We start from the raw sequence: 20,844 nt of genomic DNA on the forward strand, positions 1-20,844 counted from the left end.
TGGGCGCCCGACGCGCGAGGAAGCCGAACGACGGCTTGGAACCTTGCTGGCAACCGCGATGCGGCTGTTTCTGGAACGCGGTTTCGAGGCGGTATCGGTCGAAGAAATCGCCAAGCAGGCGGGCGTCGCGAAGCGCTTCATTTACGCACGCTATGGCGACAAGGCCGAGCTGTTCATCGCTGCCGTTGAGCAAAGCTTCGTCGGCAGGCTGGAAGATACCTTGCACGGCATCGAGCCGTCGCGCCATGGCGTGGAACGCGGCCTGTATGAATTCGGGCAGAAGCTGATCGCGATGGCGATGCAGCCGGAGGCGATCGCGTTGCATCGTCTTTTCGTCTCGTCTGCGCCGCAATTCCCGGAGGTGGCGAAACGCTTTGTCGAACGCAACCGGGAACGCGCGTTCGCCTTGGTCGGACACGTCCTGCGGTTTTATGCCGACCGCGGCGATATCGAGCTTCGGCAGCCGCAGCTGATGATGGAGCAGTTTTTCATTTCTGTGATCGGCATTCCGCAACGCCTTGCGCTGCTCGGCATGCGCGAGAGCGCCGAGGACGAGGACCAGCGGCTGCGCTTGGCCATCCGCCTGTTCGTCAACGGTTGTCGGCCCTCGGGTAACAAAGCTTAGTTTCCCTGTTTCTGCGCTCTGCACCCGTTTGGCGCTGGCATTGTTGGGGCGACATTCCGAACGTCATACCCCCCGCGTCTCAATTATAGAACCGAGCATCCCATTCCTGGAGCTGGACAGGAATCTGGAAATCCCTTGAGTTTTTCCGCAACCGGATTTGTGCGGAGGGCAAAAGGGTGACGAACGCAGCGCAAGCAAATTCGCAAGCAAGCGTCGGCGAAGGATGCGGCTCCGGCGTCGTCGACATCAAGGCGCGCCCCGGGAGCACGTCCATTGAACGCGCATCGAGATCGGCCTGGATCGCGATCGCGCTCAGTTTCGTCGCGGTGCTGCTCGACGGGCTTGATACCAGTTCGATCGGCGTCGCGGCTCCCGCGATCGCAGTCCACTTCACAGTGCCGCCGGCAGCGCTCACGCCTGCCTTTGTGCTGACGAGCGTCGGCGCGGTTCTCGGCTATCTGGCGTCGGGGCCGCTATCCAGCCGCTGGCAGCCGCGTCCTGTCCTGATCGCAAGCGTGGCGGCGTTCGGCGCCCTCTCGCTGGCAACGCCGCTTGCGAGTTCGGTAGGGCAGCTTGCGGCGCTGCGCCTGATCACGGCGATCGGACTCGGCGTAGCCTTGCCATCGGCGATTGCCATTGCGACGTCGCAATGTCCGCCAAGACTGAAGGAGACGGCTGCCGTCATTGTCGGGACCGGGCTCGCAGCCGGCGGCATCCTGGGCGGTGTGCTGGGCGCGGTCCTGACCGCGCATCTGGGTTGGCAGTCGATCTTCATTATCGGCGGTGCCCTGCCGCTCGCGCTCTCGCTCGTCCTCCAGCTCTGGTTGCCGAGGCCAACCGCCGCGCGCGATCTGGTGCTGGCGAATCAACGCGACATGCGCCCGGGCGGTCTCAGGCTGATCGGAGATCTGCTCGGCACTGGTCCCGCGACGAGGACCATCAGTCTCTGGATATTCTCCTTCCTGATCTTTGCCGACGGTTATGCGCTGGTGTTTTGGCTGCCGACGCTGCTCATCAAGTTCGGTTTCTCGCCTGAATACGCCCAGCTTGGCATCAGCTTCTTCAGCGCCGGCGGGCTGGTCACCAACATCCTTGTGATGCTGCTCGTGAGCCGGCTTCCGATTGCGCGTATCCTGTTGTCGACGGTGGTCCTTGGGGTCATCTCTGCGGCGGGGCTTGCGACGCACGATATGATCCCGGTCGGCGTGTGGTTGCTGATTGCCGGAACGGGCGCGGGTTTGATCTCATGCAGTGTCGGTCAGTCCGCTCTCGCGGTAGCGATCTATCCCGAAGCGCTTCGCACCCATGGGGTCGGCTTCTCGGCTGCCGCCGGCCGCACCGGATCGATCGTTGGGCCCGCAGTCGCAGGCTTGCTGGTCTCGATGGGCGTGGCGCCGAAGGCGATCGTGCTTGCGGCTACAATTCCTGCGCTGCTTGCGATCCTTGCGCTGCTTCCGCACTTGCGGACGGCGACGCGGGCATGATGCAGCGTTGGGTTCGGGAAGAGCGTTGTTGGAGACGGGAATGACTGCTGTGGAGCATGTTGAGCTGGAAACGCCGTTTGGTCGGCTGCGCGGCGCGAGATCGGAGGGCGTGACGGCGTTTCGGAGAGTTCCGTATGCGGAAGCGCCCGTCGGCCGGTTGCGCTTTGAGATGCCGTCAGCGGTGCCGCGTTGGGCAGGTGTTCGCGATGCCATCGCGTCCGGGACGGTTCCTCCGCAAAATCCATCGCGTCTCGATATGGTGATGGGGACCTACGACGTCGAGCAAAGCGAGGATTGTCTCCATCTGGATATCTGGACCAGTCATACGACGGGAGATAACGCGCCGGTCCTGGTCTTCATTCATGGCGGCGCCTTCATGACCGGAGGCGGATCGCTGCCTTGCTACGACGGAGCCATTCTTGCGAAGGAGAACGGTCTCGTCGTCGTCAACGTCTCCTATCGGCTCGGCATTCTCGGCTTCTTCCCGCACCCCGGCCTTGGCGGACTGAACCTCGGCCTGCACGACCAGGTCGCTGCGCTGCGCTGGATCGCGCAGGCCATCGGCGCGTTCGGCGGAGATCCGCAGCGGATCACGGTGATCGGCCAATCGGCCGGCGCGTTCAGCATCGCGGCCTTTGCCGGTACCGAGGCCGGATCGAGTCTGTTTCAACGGGCGATCCTGATGAGTGCGCCTGTCGGCATCAAGCTGCGTACGGTCGAACAGTCGCGACCGGTCGCAAATGCGATCCTCGATGTCCTCGGGATCGCCGCCGACGAGGTCGACAAGCTGCGAACGATCCCGATCGATCGCGCCCTCGAGGGCTTGCGCGCGCTGCAAAGGCGGCCACCGGCGAGCCCGGGAGACATCACGCCGCCCTTCATGCCGGTTCTGGATGATGCGCTCGTGCAATGCGATCCCATCGAATCCATTCGCATGGGCGGAGCGCGCTGGTGCGACATGATGATCGGGGTGACGCGCGAGGAATATGCCGCGTTCTCGATCTCCAATCCCTCGCTCGACGATTTGTCCGAGGAAGCACTGGAGGACTTGATTCGATCCCACGGTGAAGGTGACGCAAGCGCGACGCTGGAAAGGCTGCGTTCCGCACGCGTGCCCGCGACACCTCGCATGCTCCTGGGCGACTTTTACAGCGAGCGGATGTTTACGCGGCAGAGTCTGGAGATCGCCGCTATCCAGTCCAGCCTCGGTCGAAAGGTGTTCACCTATTTGTTCGACTGGCAGGCGCCCGTTCCTGGACTGGGTGCCTGCCATTGTATCGATCTTCCGTTCGTGTTCGGCAATTTCGACGCCTGGCAAGGGGCTGCGATGGTCAAAGGTGCGGACCGGCGCGAGGTGCAGGACCTGAGCCGGCTCTTCAGAGGCTCGATCGCCGCGTTTGCGGCTGCAGGGGACCCGAACGCTCGCGGTCTCCCCCAATGGCCCGCTTACACAGCGGATCAAACGGTCCTGCATTTTGATCGTCGCATCGCCCCATCGCGTTACATCGCCTGACGGGTGATTATCGCGCCAGGAACGGCCGCGAGGCCTCTCAACGCTTGACCGAACTGTGCCCGCGCTTCCTGGAAGCGCGTTGCGATTTGGGCTTTGCGGCCGGCGTCGAACCCGATTGGTGCCGACCATCGGATGACCGCAGCCTGTCCTGAAGAAATTTGGCGAGACCGGTGAGGAATAACTTGCCGGCGACTGTCAGAGACCGGCGCGAGGGATAGAGCGCATAGAATGTCACCGGTGGCGGTGACCAGTCGGGAAGCGGCAGAACGAGCCTGCCATCGAGCAGATCGGCGTCGCACATCGGCATCGGCAGTCGCGCGAGGCCGAGGCCGCGCAGCGCGGCCTGGCGAATGATGTTGAGGTTGTTGGCGGAAAAGGTGAGCTTGAGGTTGATCTCGGTCGTCTCATCGTTCGCGCCGAGCAGCCGCCAACGCGCCATGAAGCCATCGGCGCCCCAGCCGATGCCCCGCAGACCCTCGAGGTCGGCGGGTCTTGTGCATGGGCCGATGCGCGCCATCAAGTCGGGTGCCGCGACCAGCCGGTAAGGCGTTGTCGCGAGTTTCTGGCAGATCAATTCGGAATCCGCCAGATCCTCGCGCACGGGATGGATCGCGAGGTCGTAGTGATCGATCTTCGGGTCGAACGTTCCCTTGGTGTTGTCCAGAGTGAGGCGCACATCCGGATACGTCTCGGCAAACTGGATGGCGAAATCGGTGACCAGAATCTCGGAGAGGACAGCGGGGCAGGAGATGCGCAGCATGCCGGACGGCCGGTTGGTACGGTCCTCGGCGAGCGCCTTGATGGCGACCAGCTCTTCCCTGATCTTCTGGCCGCGCTCGTAGATCGAGAGGCCGATTTCAGTCGGCGAAAAGTTTCGCGGGCCGCGATGGACGAGATGGACGCCGAGCTGGCTTTCGAGGTCACCGATTCTTCTGCTGAGGCTCGACTTCGGAATACCGGTCTTGCGGCTCGCAGCCGACAGGCTGCCGGCCTCGATGATTTCGACAAGGAGCGTCAGGTCATCGACTGTTCCCATAGGTGATCCCCCGCGGAGGCCTCAGACAGGAAGCCCTGTTTCGATGAGACGATCGAAAGCGCTCTTCCGTCATCGGCAGCGCTTCAGCCAAGCGCAGCATCGTTCCAATCCTGGAACGTGACTGTACCGATTGCCGGACTTTTTGTCCCGCGTCCACTGCCTATGCTGTTTCACCGAATTGAACGGGGCGGTTCGAGGGGGAAACGCGCCGGACTGCAACGGTCTGGAGTGTCTTCGACCGAGCGTAGAGAACATTGGAGGGGGAAATGAAGCGTCATATACAGCCGATATTGATCGCACTGGCCTTTGCGTCGTTCGGAAACGCGGCGGCTGTTGCGGAGGATTTGCCTGTCAAGGCCAAACCGTTGCCGTCCAGTCAGCCGTTCTTTTCGTTGATCGATGACCGCGTCACCTTCTCGTATATCCCCAAGGCGACGGATCCCGGCGTGTTCTCCAGGAATCCGGATGGGTCGCTCAACAGCACGACCGCGATGCAGGTCTATTCGTTCACGCATTTCGACATCTGGCGGTACGGCACGAACTTCCTGAACATCTCGATGTTCAAGGCGGACCATAACGATCCCGCCAGCCCCTGCACGAACGCGGGCGTTGTCTTCAATCCAGCCACCGGTGTCGCAACGCCCGCCAATTGCGCGGGTGCACTCGTCTTCACCGGCCAGAGCCGTTCGACATTTGGCTGGAATGAGATTTTCGACACCAAGGCTTTCACGGTCGGTCCGCTCCGCAACATCTCCTTCGAGGTAGGTTTCGACCTGAGCTCGTCGAACTACTATCGGGCCGCGGCCGCGCAGGCCGTCTCGGCCGGTCTGCAATTCCAGTTCGATCTTCCCTATAAGGGCTACGTCAACGTCGCGCCGCTCGCGACCTGGATCTACATGGCGCACATGGGCTTCCTGCAGTGCGGCGGCGGCTTTGCTCCTCCGGTGCCCGGCGTGAGCTGTCTTCCGGACGGCAATCGACGGTATCAGCCGACCTGGGCGATCGAGACGAATTACTACATGGATCTCGGCTTCCTGCCCGTGAGCGTGCGCTATTTCTCCATCAGCGGTCGCGCGCAGTTGCTTGGCGCGCTCGGCCCGGAGAACAGCCCGCTGCCCTATAATCCGCTGCCCGTTGCGGCGCCGGCCAATTCCATGACGAAGGTCTCCCTCAACTCCGAGCCGATCCGTCTGACCTTCGACGCCTCCAAGGCGATGTGGGGGCCGAAATTCTCGCACTATGTCGATGTCTGGGTGGCCTACCGCTACTGGCAGAACAAATACGGTCTCGATCACAATGTCAGCAAGCTCTGCACGACATCGCCGGGAGTGCGCAACAACACCTGCACTGAATCGAGCTTGTACAGCGGCATTACCATGAAGTTCTAGCTTCGCTTGCCGCCAGCAAGTCAATGATGCCGCCTGACGCGCGGCATCATGACAATTCAGGAGACGCCGAGTGGCTGCAGATGCCGAGGTCGCCCTGGTGATGCAAGCTACCGAGGGTCGCGCGCCATGCAGATTCGCACCTGTACAGGGTCGCGCGTCCTTCGTAACTTTCGCCACGTAATGTCAGGAGATGGGACGTGGCGAAGAAGACTGCAAAGAAGAAAAACGTTTCGAACAAGTCTGCGAGGACCTCGGGCAAGAAGAGCCAGGTCCGTAAGGCGGCCGTCGCCAGGACGACAATGCCGCCGGCGCGAAAATCAGCCGGATCGCGCCGCCCCAAGGGGCCGGCCTGGCAATGGTCGGCGGTGGAGACTGCGGCTGCAATCCGCTCCGGCGCAATCTCGGCGGTGGAGACCGTCGAGGCGCATCTGGCGCGAATGCATGCCGTCAATCCCCGGCTAAACGCGGTTGTCGTCGACCTCGGGGAGGAAGCACTGAAGACGGCCCATGCGGCGGACAAGCAGCGCGCCAGGGGCGGTGAACTCGGTCCCCTGCACGGCGTGCCCGTGACCATCAAGGAGAACGTCGACTACGAGGGCCGGCCGAATTTCAACGGCGTTCCCGCCAACAAGCATCTCATCGCGCCGTCGGATTCGCCTGTGGTCCGCAACCTGAAGAAATCCGGCGCGATCGTCATCGGCCTCACCAACACGCCGGAATTCTCGTTTCGCGGCTTCACCGACAATCCGCTGCATGGCCTGACGCTCAATCCCTGGGACCCTGATATTACCTGCGGCGGCTCCTCGGGCGGTGCGGGGTCGGCGGTCGCCGCCGGCATCGGCACGATCGCGCATGGCAATGACATCGGCGGCTCGCTGCGCTGGCCGGCACATTGCAATGGCGTCGCCACCATCAAGCCGACGCAGGGACGTATTCCCGCCTTCAACGCCAGCGCGACGGCGGAGCGGCCGATGCTGGCACATCTGATGTCGGCGCAGGGGCCGCTCGCCCGCCACGTCGCCGACGTCCGGCTGGCGCTTGAAGTCATGAGCCAGCGCGATCCGCGCGATCCCTGGTGGGTCCCTGCGCCGCTGACCGGCCCGAAGCCGAAGGGGCCGATCAAGGTCGCGCTGGCCAAGATTCCGCAAGACATGACGGTCGATCCGGCGGTCAGGGCGGCCCTTCGCCAGGCCGCCGATCATCTCGAGCGTTCCGGCTATCGCGTCAGCGAGGTCGAGGTGCCCGACATCAACGGCGTTTGGCAGACCTGGTGCGACATCATCACCAACGAGACCGTGGTGATGCAGGAAGCCGCCATGCTGGAGGTCACATCCGAGGATTTTCACAAGGCGTGGAGCGGCATGAAGGCCAAGGCCAACGTGCTCGATCTCAAGGCCTGGATGCAGGCGACGGCGGCGCGCAACGGTCACATCCGCGCCTGGCAATTGTTCTTCGAGCAGTACCCGGTGGTGCTGGCGCCGACCACGGTAAAGCCGACGCCGGGTCCGCGCGAGGACACCGTCAGCGCTGCGCGCGTGCAGGAAGTCTTCTGGGGCGAGATCCGCTTCATCTCCGCGATCAACGTGCTGGGCCTGCCCGGCGCCGTTGTCCCCGTGGCCGTGCATGACGGCAAGCCGATCGGCGTGCAGCTGATCGCGGGCCGCTACCGTGAGGATCTCGCGCTGGACGCTGCTGCTGCGATCGAAAAGCGCGTCGGCGTGCTGGCCCACCGGTTGTGGGAAACGATGGTCTGAGGCTGCTCTCGGGGCTCCGCGCGCCGGCGCGAAGCCCCGATGATGCATGGGATCAATTCGTCAGATGCGAGGCGGCGATCGCCTTCTGAAACAACGCATTCAGCGCGTCGCTGATGCTCGAATCGCTGGAGACTTCGTAATAATATCCGGAGGTCGCGCAGGACTGCATCGTGGTCCCGATCGAGCTGCGCCATGGCGCGATGTAGGTGTTGTACCAGCCGTTGTTGGTGATCGCGAGATAGGTCGTGTAGAGCACCGCGATCTTGACGCCGCGCGCCTTGATGGTGTCGCAGATCGTCGTCGTCAGCGGCTCCTGGCATCGTCCTGGCGAGATCACGGTTTTGCTGCAGCTCGAGGGATAGTAGTAGTCGGCAACACCGTCAGAGACGAAGAATAGCCACTTCTGCGGCGAGGAGGAGGAGCCATCGCCGGGCGTGGGGATCGTCGTATTCATCGACGACAGGATGCCGTCGAAGTCGGTGCACATGTCACTGTTGTAGTTGGTGTAGGGGATCGTCATCAGGTCGACGGCGGAAACCGCGGTCTTCACCGAGGACAGGCTCGACGTCAGGGCCGATATCGTGGTCAGTCCGATCGAGCTGCAATCGCTGCCCATGGTGTAGACCGCCATCCGGTACTGGTTGCTGACGAGCTGGCTGGCGGTGGCGGTGTCGGTCAGCGACTGCGTCGCGTCGCGCACCAGGTCGATTCGCATCTTGATCCCGAGATTCTTCGCGATCGAGTAATAGCTGTTGGTCTGGACGGTCTTCTTCGAACTCGAAGTATAGATGTCGTGACAGGCGAAGGCGCAACTGTCGGAGGTGGCGTTCTGCAGCGCTGTCATACCCGTCGTGGTCGCGGCCAGCCCCTGCGACGGCGAGTTGTCGAGCAGCACGTAGAAGTCGATGTAGGCCGGCAGGGAAGCCGCGGCGGTCGAAGTGGCCGAAATTCCCATGGTCTTGTAGCCGAGAATCCCCATGAAGTACGTCGGCACAGTCGCCGTCGCCGTTCCCGTGGCGGTTCGGGTCGTGACGCTGTCGACGACGTTGATGGTTATGGAGCTGGAGCTCATGCCCAGCGCGGACATCTGGCCGTTGAACGTGTTCAGCGCATCGCTCTGCGCTGCCGAGGTGCTCCTGGTGATCTCGCTCTTGGCGGTCGCGACCAGCACGGCGGTGTCGAGCGCAGCGGCGAGCTTCGCTCTTGCCCGCGCAGCCAGGGAATAGTCGACGGCGGCGCCGACGAAGGACAGCAACGGTAGCAGCGCGAGAGCGAAGATGACGGCGATATTGCCACGGCGATCGAAGAAGAAACGCGCGAGCAGGCGATGAGTATTCCCGGTGGTAACGATCAAACGAGCCTATCCTTGAGCGAAAAACAACGCGCAAGTCTAGTCGAATGGAACTTACGCAACGGTTGATCGCGATGTGAGTAAGCGTGTCCCTGCGTTGCTGGCGATGTCGACGCTGCATCGAGAGTCCTATGAAAATAGGTGTTTTGTGCAACAACGTCGCTGATCTCCGTAGAACTCCGGAGGACGATGTTTGGCGCGCCGCATCTGCTCTCGAGTGCGCGGATGCCGCGCTGCGCGATGGTGCATCAACTTGCAGTAAGTAGGACGCGCTGAATGAACTGCGCGATCGTTGTTCTTTCCGCGGAAGATGATGCCCGCCTCTTCCATTGGAAAGCAGAGCGATCGCATTTGCGGTGTCGCCGGGCCAGTGCGTCGAAGCGTCCGCTTCCGGCGCGCTCGTGACGGATTCCAGGCGCAGCGCTGCGGCTTAGCTTTATCCTAAGACGGCGGTTGCTGCGAAAACGCGACCCGACGGTGGACCCACTGTTGTCTCAATGGATGAGGCACGCATCAGCGCAGGGTGAAGGGACCCGCGACCGCCGGTTCGGAGCGGATCAACTCATTAATCCAATTTAACTCAAATTTTGGCCAATTCACCAACAACCATTAGGGTTACTTCCTCGATCTCTAAGCGAATTATTGTCCGCTTTACCGCCCGCCTCTAACAGAGGGACGGCGGACAACGCACATGCCTCGTACAGGCCAATAAGTGCGGCCCGCGTCCCACGCGGAGGTGGTACGATGCGCAACGAGACGATCGCTATTCACGCCGGCTACGAGCCCGAAGCCACCACGCACGCGGTTGCCGTGCCGATCTACCAGACCGCAGCCTACGCCTTCGACAGCGCTGATCATGGCGCAGCGCTCTTCAATCTCGAGGCCGAGGGTTTCCGCTACAGCCGCATCGCCAATCCGACCAGCGCCGTGCTGGAGAAGCGCATCGCCCAGCTCGAAGGCGGCGTCGGCGCACTTGCTGTTGCAACCGGCCAGGCCGCGCTGCATTTCGCTTTCGTCAACGTCGCCGACCACGGCGGCAATATCGTCTCCGTGCCGCAGCTCTACGGCACCACGCACACGCTGCTCTCCCATATCCTGCCGCGGCAGGGCATCACCGGACGCTTTGCCGAGAGCGACGCGCCTGATGCGGTCGCAAGGCTGATCGACGAGAACACCCGCGCGGTGTTCGCCGAGACGATCGGCAATCCCGCCGGCAATGTCTGCGACATCGAGGCGCTGGCGAAGATCGCGCATGTGCATGGGGTGCCGCTGATCGTTGACAATACGGTCGCGACACCCATTCTGCTCAAGCCGTTCGACTACGGCGCCGACATCGCAGTGCATTCGCTGACCAAGTTTTTGGGCGGTCACGGCACCACGCTCGGCGGCGCCATCGTCGATTCCGGAAACTTTCCCTGGGCCAAATACGCCGACCGCTTCCCGGCCTATAACAAGCCGGACGCCTCCTACCACGGCCTCGTCTATGCCGAGCGCTTTGGCCGGACCGCCTATATCGAGCGCGCGCGCAGCGTCTATCAGCGCACCATGGGTTCGGTGCTGTCGCCGTTCAATGCGTTCCTGCTGCTTCAGGGCATCGAGACCGTAGCGCTGCGCATGGAGCGCCACGTCGAGAATGCCCGCAAGGTCGCCGAATTCCTTCGGACCGATCCACGTGTCGCCTGGGTCAACTACACCGGATTTCCGGACAGCCCCTATTATCCGCTGGTCCAGAAATATCTCGACGGCAATGCGTCCTCGCTGTTCACCTTCGGCATCAAAGGCGGCATGGAGGCCGGCAAGACCTTCTATGACGCGCTGAAGCTGATCACGCGTCTCGTCAACATCGGTGACGCCAAGTCGCTGGCCTGCCATCCGGCTTCGACCACGCATCGGCAGATGTCGGCGGAGCAGCAGCGCACAGCCGGCGTGCTGCCGGAGACCATCCGCCTCTCGATCGGTATCGAGCATGCCGCCGATATCATCGAAGACATCGATCAGGCGCTGGAAAAAGCCTGTCCGGCCGCGCGTCTTCAGGCCGCGGAGTAGGCAATCGGACAGATGAGCGTCTTGATCGCCAGGGATCAAGGTATCGCGAGCCCGGCGCTGGTGCCCGCCGAGGGCGACCCCGCGCGCGATCATGCCGGCGCCGAGTTGACCATCGGTCTGATCAATAACATGCCGGATACGGCGCTGAAGGCGACCGAACGGCAGTTCATGAAGCTGCTGCAGGCCGCCGCGGGACCGCGCCGCATCCGCTTCCATTGCTTTTCGCTGCCGTCGGTGAAACGCTCGCCGGAAGCGAAGTGGCATGTGGAGAGCGAATATTCCGATCTCTCCGATCTCAGGCGGCAGTCATTCGACGGGCTGATCGTGACCGGCGCCGAGCCGGTGGCGCCCGAGCTCGATCAGGAACCATACTGGCGCGACCTCACCGAGCTGATCGACTGGGCCAAGGTCAACACCCGCTCGACGATCTGGTCATGTCTCGCTGCCCATGCGGCAGTGCTGCACCTCGACCATGTCGAACGACAGCGCCTTCCGGCCAAATGTCACGGCATCTTCGATTGCGAGGCTGTGAACCGCGATTCGCTGACGCGCGACGCGCCTGCACCGCTCAAGATCTCGCATTCGCGACTGAACGAAGTCACCGAGCGCGATCTCGCGCAAGCGGGTTATCAGGTGCTGACCCGGTCGGCTCGGGCCGGTGTCGACGTCTTCACGCGGCAATATGCCAGTCGCTTCGTGTTCTTCCAGGGTCATCCCGAATATGACGCGCTCTCCCTCCAGCGCGAATATCTGCGCGACATCGGTCGCTACCTCGCGCACGAGCGCGAGGTCTATCCGGCTCTCCCCGTGAGCTATTTTGACGCGGCGACGGAGGAGAAGCTCGCTCGTTTCGAGAAGCGGGCGAGGCACCAGCGTCATCCGGCGCTGACCAACGATCTGCCTGCGCTGACCTTGCGCGCCGATATCGCCGCAGGCACCGCCGCCGCGGCGCTTTTCCGCAATTGGCTGCAACATCTTGGGGCGGATACGGATGCTCCGCTGCTCGCGCGCTAATCGAGAACCCCAGGGTTCCCCGTTAGGATTACCCTGGTGTTAAGCTTGCCTCGGACCACGCGCAAATGTTTCTGTAGAGAAACGTGGAATCACAGGGAATGCACCCTTGCTGCCGGACCTCAACGGACGCTTGAGCAATCGACTGGCCCGGCATTTCCACGCCGCGCCGCATCGCTTGCCGACGCATGCGCCGATGGTCAGCTTTACCTTCGATGATGCGCCGGACAGTGCAGCAGGCGAGGGCGCTGCGCTGTTGGAAGCGCATGACGGGCGCGGCACGTTCTATATCGCCGGCAGCCTGATCGATCAGCCTGGAGACCACTGGCACGGCCTGTCGAACGACGCGATCATTCGGCTGCATCGCGCTGGTCACGAGATCGGTTGCCATACGTTTTCGCATCTGCGCGCAGTCGACCTTGATGAGAGCGCGATGGCGCGCGAGATCGAGCGGAACCGCAGCTATTTTCTTGGCGTCGATTCCTCGATCCGGCTTGAAAATTTCGCCTACCCCTATGGCCTTGCCTCGGTCTGGCGCAAACCGCAGCTCGCGCAAAACTTCCGCTCGTCGCGCGGTATCCTTCCTGGCGTCAACCGCGACGTCATCGATCTCCAGTTCCTGCGCGCCTCGCCGCTGGTCGATTGCGAGATTGATACTGATGGTATCGACCGCTATTTCGACGAGGCCGTCACAAGCGGGGGCTGGCTGATCTTCTATGGCCACGACGTCGTCGATGCGCCCAGCCCCTATGGCTGCACGCCGGCCCTGCTGCGCCACGCGCTGCAGGCGGCGGAGAAGCGCAACATGCCGGTCGTGACGGTCGCCGAAGCCTTGCGCCGGATCGGAGCGTAAGTGTTCTCTTCCTTCTTCCCTTGTGCGAGAAGGTGGCGCGAAGCGCCAGATGAGGGGTATGTCTCTGCAAGACGATCCCTCATCGATTTCCGCGGATAGAAACCCCTCACCCGTCTCGCCGCTGCGCGGCGATCCACCCTCTCCCTCAAGGGAAGAGGGGAAGGCGCCGCTTTGCCCCGCAAACAGTCTTGCCACGCCCGCGCCGCCGTGCGACTGGCGTTGGGACGAATCCAGCAACCCCCGACTCGCCCATGTCCGCCCCCTCCACCGCTCCGCTGCCAGCGCCGGCCGATGGCCGCGACGCGCTGTCGGTGCTGCATTCGGTGTTCGGTCTGCCGGGCTTTCGCGGCGCGCAGGGCGAGATCGTCAGGCACGTCACCGAGGGCGGCAATTGCCTGGTGCTGATGCCGACCGGCGGCGGCAAGTCGCTGTGCTATCAGTTGCCGTCGTTACTGCGCGAAGGCTGTGGCATCGTGGTCTCTCCCCTGATCGCGCTGATGCGCGACCAGGTCGCCGGCCTGATCGAAGCCGGTGTCAACGCCGCCGCGCTGAACTCGTCGCTGTCGTTCCAGGAAGCGTCCGAGATCGAGCGGCGCCTGATCGCGGGCGATCTTGACCTGCTCTATGTCGCGCCGGAACGGCTGGTGACGCCGCGCTGCCTGTTGATGTTGGCGCAGGCCAAGGTGGCGCTGTTTGCGATCGACGAGGCGCATTGCGTCTCGCAATGGGGGCACGACTTCCGTCCGGAATATGTCGGCCTCTCCGTCATCGCCGAGCGCTTTCCCGACGTGCCGCGCATCGCGCTGACTGCGACCGCGGATGAGCTGACGCGGAAAGAGATCGTCCAGCGGCTGCGGCTTGCAGACAGCCCGCAATTCGTCTCCAGCTTCGACCGGCCCAATATACGTTACGAAATTGTCGACAAGCGCAATGCAGTGTCGCAGCTGAAGGAGTTCATCCGGGAGCGCCATACCGGTGATGCCGGCGTGGTCTATTGCCTGTCCCGCAATCGCGTGGAGGAAGTTGCTGCCGCGCTCGACGAAGCCGGCATTACGGCGCTGCCCTATCATGCCGGGCTCGACGGCAGCGTGCGCTCGCGCAACCAGGACCGTTTCCTCAACGAGGACGGCATCGTCATCGTCGCGACCATCGCTTTCGGCATGGGCATCGACAAGCCCGACGTCCGCTTCGTTGCCCATCTCGACCTGCCCAAGAGCATCGAGGCCTATTATCAGGAGACCGGGCGCGCCGGGCGTGACGGCAAGCCGTCGGCCGCCTGGATGGCCTACGGCCTCTCCGACATCGTGCAGCAACGCCGGATGATCGACGAGTCCAGCGGCTCCGACGATTTCAAGCGGGTGTCGATCGGCAAGCTGGATGCGCTGGTTGGCCTCGCCGAGACCGCGCAGTGTCGGCGCAGGCGACTGCTCGCCTATTTCGGCGAGATGGTGACAACAGAGAATTGCGGCAATTGCGACAACTGCCTGACGCCGCCCAAGATGCGCGACGGCAAGGTGCTGGCGCAGAAGCTGCTGTCCTGCGTCTATCGCACCGGACAGCGTTTCGGCGCGATGCACCTGATCGACGTGCTGATCGGCCGCCTGACCGACAAGGTGACGCAGTTCGGCCACGACAAGCTGTCGGTGTTCGGCATCGGGCGCGAGCTCAACGAGAAGCAATGGCGCACCGTGCTACGGCAGCTGGTGGCCATGGGGCATTTGCAGGCCGACAGCGAAGCCTTCGGTGCAATGAAGCTGACCGAGACTGCGCGGAGCGTGCTGCGCGGTGAGACCGAAGTGTGGCTGCGTGAGGAAGCGCCTGGCACGCGCGTCCGCGCAAGTCGTGCCAAGTCGCGCCGCGGCGATCTCGCGCCGGCTGCCAGCGCCCCGCAGGGCGATGTCGATCCCGAATTGCGCGCGCGGCTACGCTCGTGGCGCTCGGATGTGGCGCGCCAGCGCGGCGTGCCGGCCTATGTCGTGCTGCACGATGCCACCATTGACGGCATCGTGCGGGCCTGGCCGACCACGCTCGACGAATTGCGCAATGTCCCCGGGATCGGCGACAAGAAGCTCGAGCACTACGGCGAAGAGCTGTTGCAGATCGTCATGACGCGGTAGGGGGAAGCCCATCTGTCCCATCATCCCGGACAAGCGCGCCTCAGCGCGCGCAGATTCGGGATCCATAACCACAGGTCGATGTGGTTATGGCAGGCTGGTCACCACGAGTTCTTCGCCAAGCGCAATCCTGTGGTTATGGGTCCCGGGTCTGCGCTGCCGCTTGCCCGGGACGACAGCGGTGTATGACGCGGTGAAGCCGGCCTGGCTAGCCGTTCCGGAAGGCGTAACCGTAGCCGTTCAGCGCCGGCGCGCCGCCGAGATGGGCGTAGAGGACCTTTGCGCCCTTCTCGAAATAGCCCTTCTTGGTCAGGTCGATCAGGCCCTGCATCGATTTGCCTTCATAGACAGGGTCGGTGATCATCGCCTCGAGCCGTGCGGTGAGGCGGATCGCTTCCTTGGTCTCTTCCGACGGCACGCCATAGGCGGGGTAGGCGTAGTCCTCGATCAGCACGACATCGTCTGCAACGATGTCCTTGCCGAGCTCGACCAGCTTGGCGGTGTTCTGGGCGATCGAGAGCACCTGCGCCTTGGTCTGTTCAGGGGTGAACGATCCATCGATGCCGATCACCTTTCGCGCGCGACCGTCGGCGGCGAAGCCGACCAGCATGCCGGCATGAGTCGAGCCGGTGACGGTGCAGACGACGATGTAGTCGAACTTGAAGCCGAGCTCTTTCTCCTGCTTGCGCACCTCTTCGGCGAAGCCGACATAACCGAGGCCACCGAATTTGTGCACGGACGCGCCGGCGGGAATAGCGTAAGGCTTGCCGCCCGCAGCCTTCACTTCCTCGACCGCCTGCTCCCAGCTCTTGCGGATGCCGATGTCGAAGCCGTCGTCCACCAGGCGCACATCGGCGCCCATGATGCGCGACAGCATGATGTTGCCGACGCGGTCATAGACGGCGTCCTCGTGCGGCACCCAAGCTTCCTGCACCAGGCGGCACTTCATGCCGATCTTGGCGGCGACGGCGGCGATCATGCGGGTGTGGTTGGACTGCACGCCGCCGATCGACACCAGCGTGTCGGCGTTCGAGGCGATCGCGTCGGGAATGATGTATTCGAGCTTGCGCAGCTTGTTGCCGCCATAGGCGAGGCCGGAATTGCAGTCCTCGCGCTTGGCGTAGATCTCGACATTGCCGCCGAGATGCTTCGACAACCGCTCCAGCTTCTCGATGGGCGTCGGGCCGAAGGTGAGCGGATAGCGCGGAAATTTGTCCAGGTTCATGGGGGCATCCCTGATGGCGTTGCGTCTGGGATATGGCTAGCATTGCGCCGCAAAAAGGTGCTCTCGAATATCGCGCCAATATTGCGCCTTATCTTGCATGAATCGGTAATTTTGCTAGGATTCCTTCCAGTATTCGCCAAATTTACGGAAGCTTCTTTCATGTCCGCTCGGCTCGACCGTGTCGACCTCAAGATGTTGAGATTGCTGCAAAATAACGGCCGGCTCAGCAATGCCGAGCTGGCCGAAACGGTCGCGATCAGCCCTGCCACCTGTCATCGCCGCACCCAGCGCCTGTTCGAGGACGGCTTTATCGCTGCGGTCCGCGCCATGGTGGCGCCGAAGAAGGTGGCCAAGGGCACGCTGGTGATGGTCGGCGTGGTGCTCGACCGCTCGACGCCTGAGAGCTTTGCCATCTTCGAGCAGGCAATCGCCAAGCTGAAATTCGTGCTCGACTGCCACCTCGTCGCCGGCGATTTCGACTATTTCCTGAAGATCCGCGTCGGCGACATGGAGGATTTCAACCGCATCCATGGCGAGCAACTGATCGCGCTGCCCGGTGTCCGCCAGACCCGCACCTTCTTCGTGATGAAGGAAGTCGTGGACAACGCGCCGCTGGAGTTTTGAGCCGCTTCACGATGCCTGTTTGACGACGCCCTCTGCGATCTGCTCACGCCCGGTATCCTCCGGCCGCATCGCGATCACCGCGATCAGCCCAAGGCCGACGCCGATCATGACATAGAAGATTGGCGCCAGAGGAGAGCCGGTGAGAGCAATCAGCCAGGTCACGAAGAACTGGGCAAAGCCGCCGAAGATCAGCACCGCAACGTTGTTGACGATCGCGAGCGCTGTCGAACGGACCCGGATCGGGAACAGCTCGACCAGCGTGGTGCAGTAGACGCCGAGGAAGAACGCACTGAAGAAGCCGATCACGACCTGGCACACCAGGAGCTTTGCGACCGACGGATCGGAGATCACCCAGGCATAGAGCGGATAGAGCGAGACGAAATAGCCGATGAGCGAGGCCAGTAGCAGCGGCTTGCGCGGGTAGCGGTCGGAGACGGCGCCGGCGAGGGGAACGACAACGACCATCACGATCGCTGCGATCATCTGGACCAGAAAGCTCTGCATCAATGGCAGTTTCAAGACCTCCTTGGCATAGGTCACGGTGTAGCCGAAGGTGACGTAGAACGAGACCGCGCTTGCGACCACCATGCCCATTCCGATCAGGAAGTTGCGGCCGGGATGTCTGAGCGCGGCAATGAACTGGTCCTTGTGCACGGTTGCCATGTTGCGTCGGGAAGCTTCGGGTTCGATGACGCTGGCGCGCATGTAGAGCAGGATCGGAACGATCACGAGGCCGACGAAGAACGGTATACGCCAGGCACCGGCCGCGAGCTGCTCCTGCGTGAACGTCAGCGTCAGGATGGCGCCGAGCACTGCGCCCAATACATTTGCCATCAGCTGTCCCGCAATCTGCCAGGAGCCGTAGAGGCCGGTGCGGCCCGGAGGCGCCGCCTCGATCAGATAGGCGGTCGAGGTGCCGAACTCGCCGCCGACGGAAAAGCCCTGGAGCAACCGCGCCAGCAGCACGATCAGCGGCGCGGCGACGCCCGCCGTCGCGTAGGTCGGGGTCAGCGCGAGCAGCGCGACCGAGAGCGCCATGATGCCCATGCCGAGCGTCATCGCGGCCTTCCGCCCCTTGTGATCGCCGAAATAGCCGAGCACGAGCCCGCCGACCGGACGCATGAAGAAGCCCGTGCCGAACAGCGCGGTGGTGAGCAGCAGAGCATTGACCTCGCTGCCCGGTACTTTCGGGTCGACTGGAAAGAACAGGTTCTTGATGACCGGTGTCATCAGCGCGAAGACCGTGAAGTCGTACCATTCCATCGCGTTGCCGGCGATCGCCGCCACAATGGCCTTTCTGTTCCTCTGCATCTCGCGCTTGCCTGTCCGTTTGCTGAATTACCCGGCGTGGTGATGAGCGGCGTCCGCGTCGATCCATTCGTCGCCGATGATCTCGGGCGTGGCGAACGCCTTGAGATTGGCGAAGTGGATCTCCCGGTCTTCGACAAAGAGGCTGCGGACGATGCCGCGCGCGAGTCGGTCGGCTCCCTCGCTGATCGCGGGGATATCGCCGGAAAGCTTTCCGTGGCTCAGCGTCGCCGGATAATTGAAACAGTGGAGTCGCGAGAGCGCCGGGCAGGCGCCCGGCACCTTCTCCTGGAACTGGAACGTGTCGCCGAGATCCGGCGAGCTCTCGAGCTCGGCATTGTCCATGCCCGCCGGCGCCGCAAAGCGATCGCGCCAGAAACGGATGTGGGGCGCGAACTCGGCGAGCTCGGGCCGCAGCGCGAGGTCGACCTTGAAGCCGGTGCCGAAGATGATGAAGTCGGTCGCGTAACGGCCCTTGGGCGTCGTCACGACGAGGTGGTCGCCGTCAACGGCGAGATCCTCGATCGGGCTTGCGAGATGGAAATGCGCCTGCGGATAGGCGGAGACGCGCAGCACGCTCCGGCGCGGCGGCGGCGTCTGCGCGTTCAGCGTGTGATCGAGGAAGCGCCATTTCCAGGCATCGGTGAGACCGGCGAAGCCGTGGACGACACCCTGACTGCCGATGCCGGTGAACTTGTTGATGCGCGGAATGTCGCCGCGACGGATGAAGAGGTCGAGCCGCGCAGCGCCGCTCTCGAGCGCCACCGCCGCATTGTCCATCGCGGATGCGCCCGCGCCGACCACGGCGACGCGCTTGCCGCAAAGACTTTCGAAGCGGATCGCATCGGAGGAATGCGCCCAGAAGCGCCGGTCGATGCGGTTCGCAAGCGGTGGCACGTAGGCGCCGCCAAGGCCGTCGCGCCCCGTCGCCAGCACGACATGGCGCGCCAGGATCTTTCGCGGGCCGTCGCGCCCACTGACATCGAGCTCGAACAATTGGTCCGCTCGCGGATGGATGCGCGCGACCGCGGTCTCGTTGCGAACCGGCAGGTCGAGCACCTTGCGGTACCAGATGAGGTAATCCATCCACATCGTGCGCGGGGCACGATCGAGCGCCTTCCAGGCCTCGCGGCCGTGTTGCGCTTCGTAGAATGCGCGGAAGGTCAGCGCCGGTAGTCCCATCGCCGGCCCGGTCAATTCCTTCGGCGACCGCAGCGTGCGCATCCGCGCGTAGGTAACCCATGGCCCCTCTTCGCCGGCCCGCGCCCGGTCGAGCACGAGATGGTTGTCGACGCCGAGCCGCTTCAGCATGGCTGAGGCGACGAGGCCGGCCATGCCGGCGCCGATGATCACGACGTCGATGACGGTCCTGTCGTCCACCACGCGACGCGGCACCCAGGATTTGGCAGGCAATTCCAGCCAGGAGAGGTCCTGCTTGAGGCGCTGCTCGAGCGCCGCGAGGCCGGCTGGAATTGGCGTCATCGTCGTCATGAATTGGCTTTCTCGAATTCGTCGGCCGCCCCGTCGGGGTCGAGGCTTGCGGCCGCGCCGCTGTGCAGCTTGGCGCCGGGCATCAGCGTCACCGCGGCGCGCAGTGCGCCGTTGACGGCCGCGACCGTCGGCGTCAGCTCGCGTCCGGTCGGAGAGAGTGCGGCAAACAGAAAGGGAATGGCGACGTCGAGACGCCGGGTGACGACGCCTTCCACCGGAAGGCTCGACGTCAGCACCGGTTCGACGATGGCGATGCCGAGCGACTGCTTGGCCATCGCGATGGCCGTCATCGACGAATTGGTGTCGATGACTTCCGCCGGCACCACGGCCACGCGCTCCAGCGCCTCGTCCACCCGGCGGCGAAGCCGGTAGGGGTTGGCCATCGTCAGCAGGCGGCCGCCGCCAATATCCTTCAGGCGGATCACCTTCTTCTTGGCGAGGGGATGATCCATCGCGAGGCATGCGACGCATGGCACTTCGCAGACCCACTGCACGTCGAGGCCGGGATGCTGAACCGGCAGGCTGGCGAGCCCAAAATCCACCGATTGCGACAGCACCGATTGCACGACATTCTCGGCCGAGAGCGCCTGCACATGCACCTGGCTCGGCAACAGCTCCCGCTCCAACGACGCCAGCGCCGCCGGCACGAAGCCCGCCGCCAGCGCCGGAATCGCGGCGAGGCTGAGCACGGGCAGGGCGCCGGCGCCGATCGCATTGGCCCGCTGCCGGATGTGTTTCAGGCCCATCAGGAGCCGCTCGACCTCAGCGTGAAACAGCACGCCCTTCGGCGTCGGGCTGATGCGCGGACCGTTGCGGGAGAACAGGGGATAGCCGACCTCGGCCTCGAGGTCCTGGATCTGCCGTGTGACGACCGGCTGCGAGCGCCCGAGCAGCCGCGCAGCCCCGGTGATGCTGCCGGCCGACATCACCGCCGCGAAGGCTTCGAGAAGCCGGATGTCGATGACGTCACTGTTCATGGCCGGCCTGCCTGCATTATTCGAATATAGAATGAACAATATTT

General features: G+C 63.5%; 16 protein-coding genes. 10 read left to right on the top strand and 6 right to left on the bottom strand.

What is annotated here, in order from left to right:
• Positions 1 to 58: 58 nt before the first annotated feature.
• The 3 genes from XH89_RS02790 (at position 59) to XH89_RS02800 (ending at position 3,622) form a co-directional block, all read left to right on the top strand.
• Positions 59 to 625, top strand: a complete 567-nt coding sequence (locus XH89_RS02790; protein ID WP_194465617.1) for a TetR/AcrR family transcriptional regulator — start codon at positions 59 to 61, stop codon at positions 623 to 625.
• A 176-nt stretch (positions 626 to 801) separates the two neighbouring features.
• Positions 802 to 2,109: an MFS transporter gene (locus tag XH89_RS02795; RefSeq protein ID WP_194465618.1), complete on the top strand. Its 1,308-nt coding sequence runs from the start codon at positions 802 to 804 to the stop codon at positions 2,107 to 2,109.
• Positions 2,110 to 2,149: 40 nt separating this feature from the next.
• Positions 2,150 to 3,622, top strand: a complete 1,473-nt coding sequence (locus XH89_RS02800; protein ID WP_194465619.1) for a carboxylesterase/lipase family protein — start codon at positions 2,150 to 2,152, stop codon at positions 3,620 to 3,622.
• Positions 3,623 to 3,659: 37 nt separating this feature from the next.
• Here XH89_RS02800 and XH89_RS02805 read toward each other — a convergent pair whose 3' ends face one another.
• Positions 3,660 to 4,658, bottom strand: a complete 999-nt coding sequence (locus XH89_RS02805; protein ID WP_194465620.1) for a LysR substrate-binding domain-containing protein — start codon at positions 4,656 to 4,658, stop codon at positions 3,660 to 3,662.
• Positions 4,659 to 4,924: 266 nt separating this feature from the next.
• Between XH89_RS02805 and XH89_RS02810 the strand changes: the two genes are divergently transcribed.
• Entirely contained in the window at positions 4,925 to 6,046 is a 1,122-nt protein-coding gene (locus XH89_RS02810) for a hypothetical protein (RefSeq protein ID WP_194465621.1), read from the top strand.
• Positions 6,047 to 6,243: 197 nt separating this feature from the next.
• On the top strand, positions 6,244 to 7,800 hold the full coding sequence (locus XH89_RS02815; protein WP_194465622.1) for an amidase family protein: 1,557 nt from the start codon (positions 6,244 to 6,246) through the stop codon (positions 7,798 to 7,800).
• Positions 7,801 to 7,852: 52 nt separating this feature from the next.
• Here the strand turns inward: XH89_RS02815 and XH89_RS02820 are convergent, their stop codons facing one another.
• The gene (locus tag XH89_RS02820; protein WP_194465623.1) at positions 7,853 to 9,154 is read right to left on the bottom strand and encodes a TadE/TadG family type IV pilus assembly protein; all 1,302 of its coding nucleotides are present in this window, start codon (positions 9,152 to 9,154) and stop codon (positions 7,853 to 7,855) included.
• 741 nt (positions 9,155 to 9,895) lie between these two features.
• Here XH89_RS02820 and XH89_RS02825 point away from each other — a divergent pair.
• From XH89_RS02825 to recQ, 4 genes are all read left to right on the top strand, one after another.
• Positions 9,896 to 11,197 carry an O-acetylhomoserine aminocarboxypropyltransferase/cysteine synthase family protein gene (locus XH89_RS02825; RefSeq protein ID WP_194465624.1) on the top strand — a complete coding sequence of 434 codons (1,302 nt, stop codon included), beginning with the start codon at positions 9,896 to 9,898 and terminating at the stop codon, positions 11,195 to 11,197.
• Positions 11,198 to 11,209: 12 nt separating this feature from the next.
• Positions 11,210 to 12,211: a homoserine O-succinyltransferase gene (locus XH89_RS02830; protein ID WP_194465625.1), complete on the top strand. Its 1,002-nt coding sequence runs from the start codon at positions 11,210 to 11,212 to the stop codon at positions 12,209 to 12,211.
• Between the two features lie 130 nt (positions 12,212 to 12,341).
• A complete protein-coding gene (locus tag XH89_RS02835) occupies positions 12,342 to 13,061 on the top strand; it encodes a polysaccharide deacetylase family protein (RefSeq protein ID WP_194465626.1) in 720 nt (239 codons plus the stop codon).
• A 251-nt stretch (positions 13,062 to 13,312) separates the two neighbouring features.
• On the top strand, positions 13,313 to 15,178 hold the full coding sequence (recQ, locus tag XH89_RS02840; RefSeq protein ID WP_194465627.1) for a DNA helicase RecQ: 1,866 nt from the start codon (positions 13,313 to 13,315) through the stop codon (positions 15,176 to 15,178).
• Between the two features lie 205 nt (positions 15,179 to 15,383).
• On the opposite strand, the gene XH89_RS02845 is transcribed toward recQ, so the two are convergent.
• A complete protein-coding gene (locus XH89_RS02845; protein ID WP_194465628.1) occupies positions 15,384 to 16,400 on the bottom strand; it encodes a 1-aminocyclopropane-1-carboxylate deaminase in 1,017 nt (338 codons plus the stop codon).
• A 159-nt stretch (positions 16,401 to 16,559) separates the two neighbouring features.
• Between XH89_RS02845 and XH89_RS02850 the strand changes: the two genes are divergently transcribed.
• Entirely contained in the window at positions 16,560 to 17,024 is a 465-nt protein-coding gene (locus XH89_RS02850; protein ID WP_194465629.1) for an Lrp/AsnC family transcriptional regulator, read from the top strand.
• A 6-nt stretch (positions 17,025 to 17,030) separates the two neighbouring features.
• Here XH89_RS02850 and XH89_RS02855 read toward each other — a convergent pair whose 3' ends face one another.
• The 3 genes from XH89_RS02855 to XH89_RS02865 are packed head-to-tail and all read right to left on the bottom strand — an operon-like array spanning position 17,031 to position 20,800.
• Positions 17,031 to 18,335: a citrate-proton symporter gene (locus XH89_RS02855; protein ID WP_194465630.1), complete on the bottom strand. Its 1,305-nt coding sequence runs from the start codon at positions 18,333 to 18,335 to the stop codon at positions 17,031 to 17,033.
• Between the two features lie 27 nt (positions 18,336 to 18,362).
• Positions 18,363 to 19,823: an NAD(P)-binding domain-containing protein gene (locus XH89_RS02860; protein WP_194465631.1), complete on the bottom strand. Its 1,461-nt coding sequence runs from the start codon at positions 19,821 to 19,823 to the stop codon at positions 18,363 to 18,365.
• Positions 19,820 to 20,800, bottom strand: coding sequence for a LysR family transcriptional regulator (locus XH89_RS02865; RefSeq protein WP_194465632.1), 981 nt, complete (start codon positions 20,798 to 20,800; stop codon positions 19,820 to 19,822). Before XH89_RS02865 ends, XH89_RS02860 begins: the two co-directional genes overlap by 4 nt.
• Between the last annotated feature and the right edge of the window lie 44 nt (positions 20,801 to 20,844).

This window comes from Bradyrhizobium sp. CCBAU 53340 (genome assembly GCF_015291645.1).
Classification (GTDB): domain Bacteria; phylum Pseudomonadota; class Alphaproteobacteria; order Rhizobiales; family Xanthobacteraceae; genus Bradyrhizobium.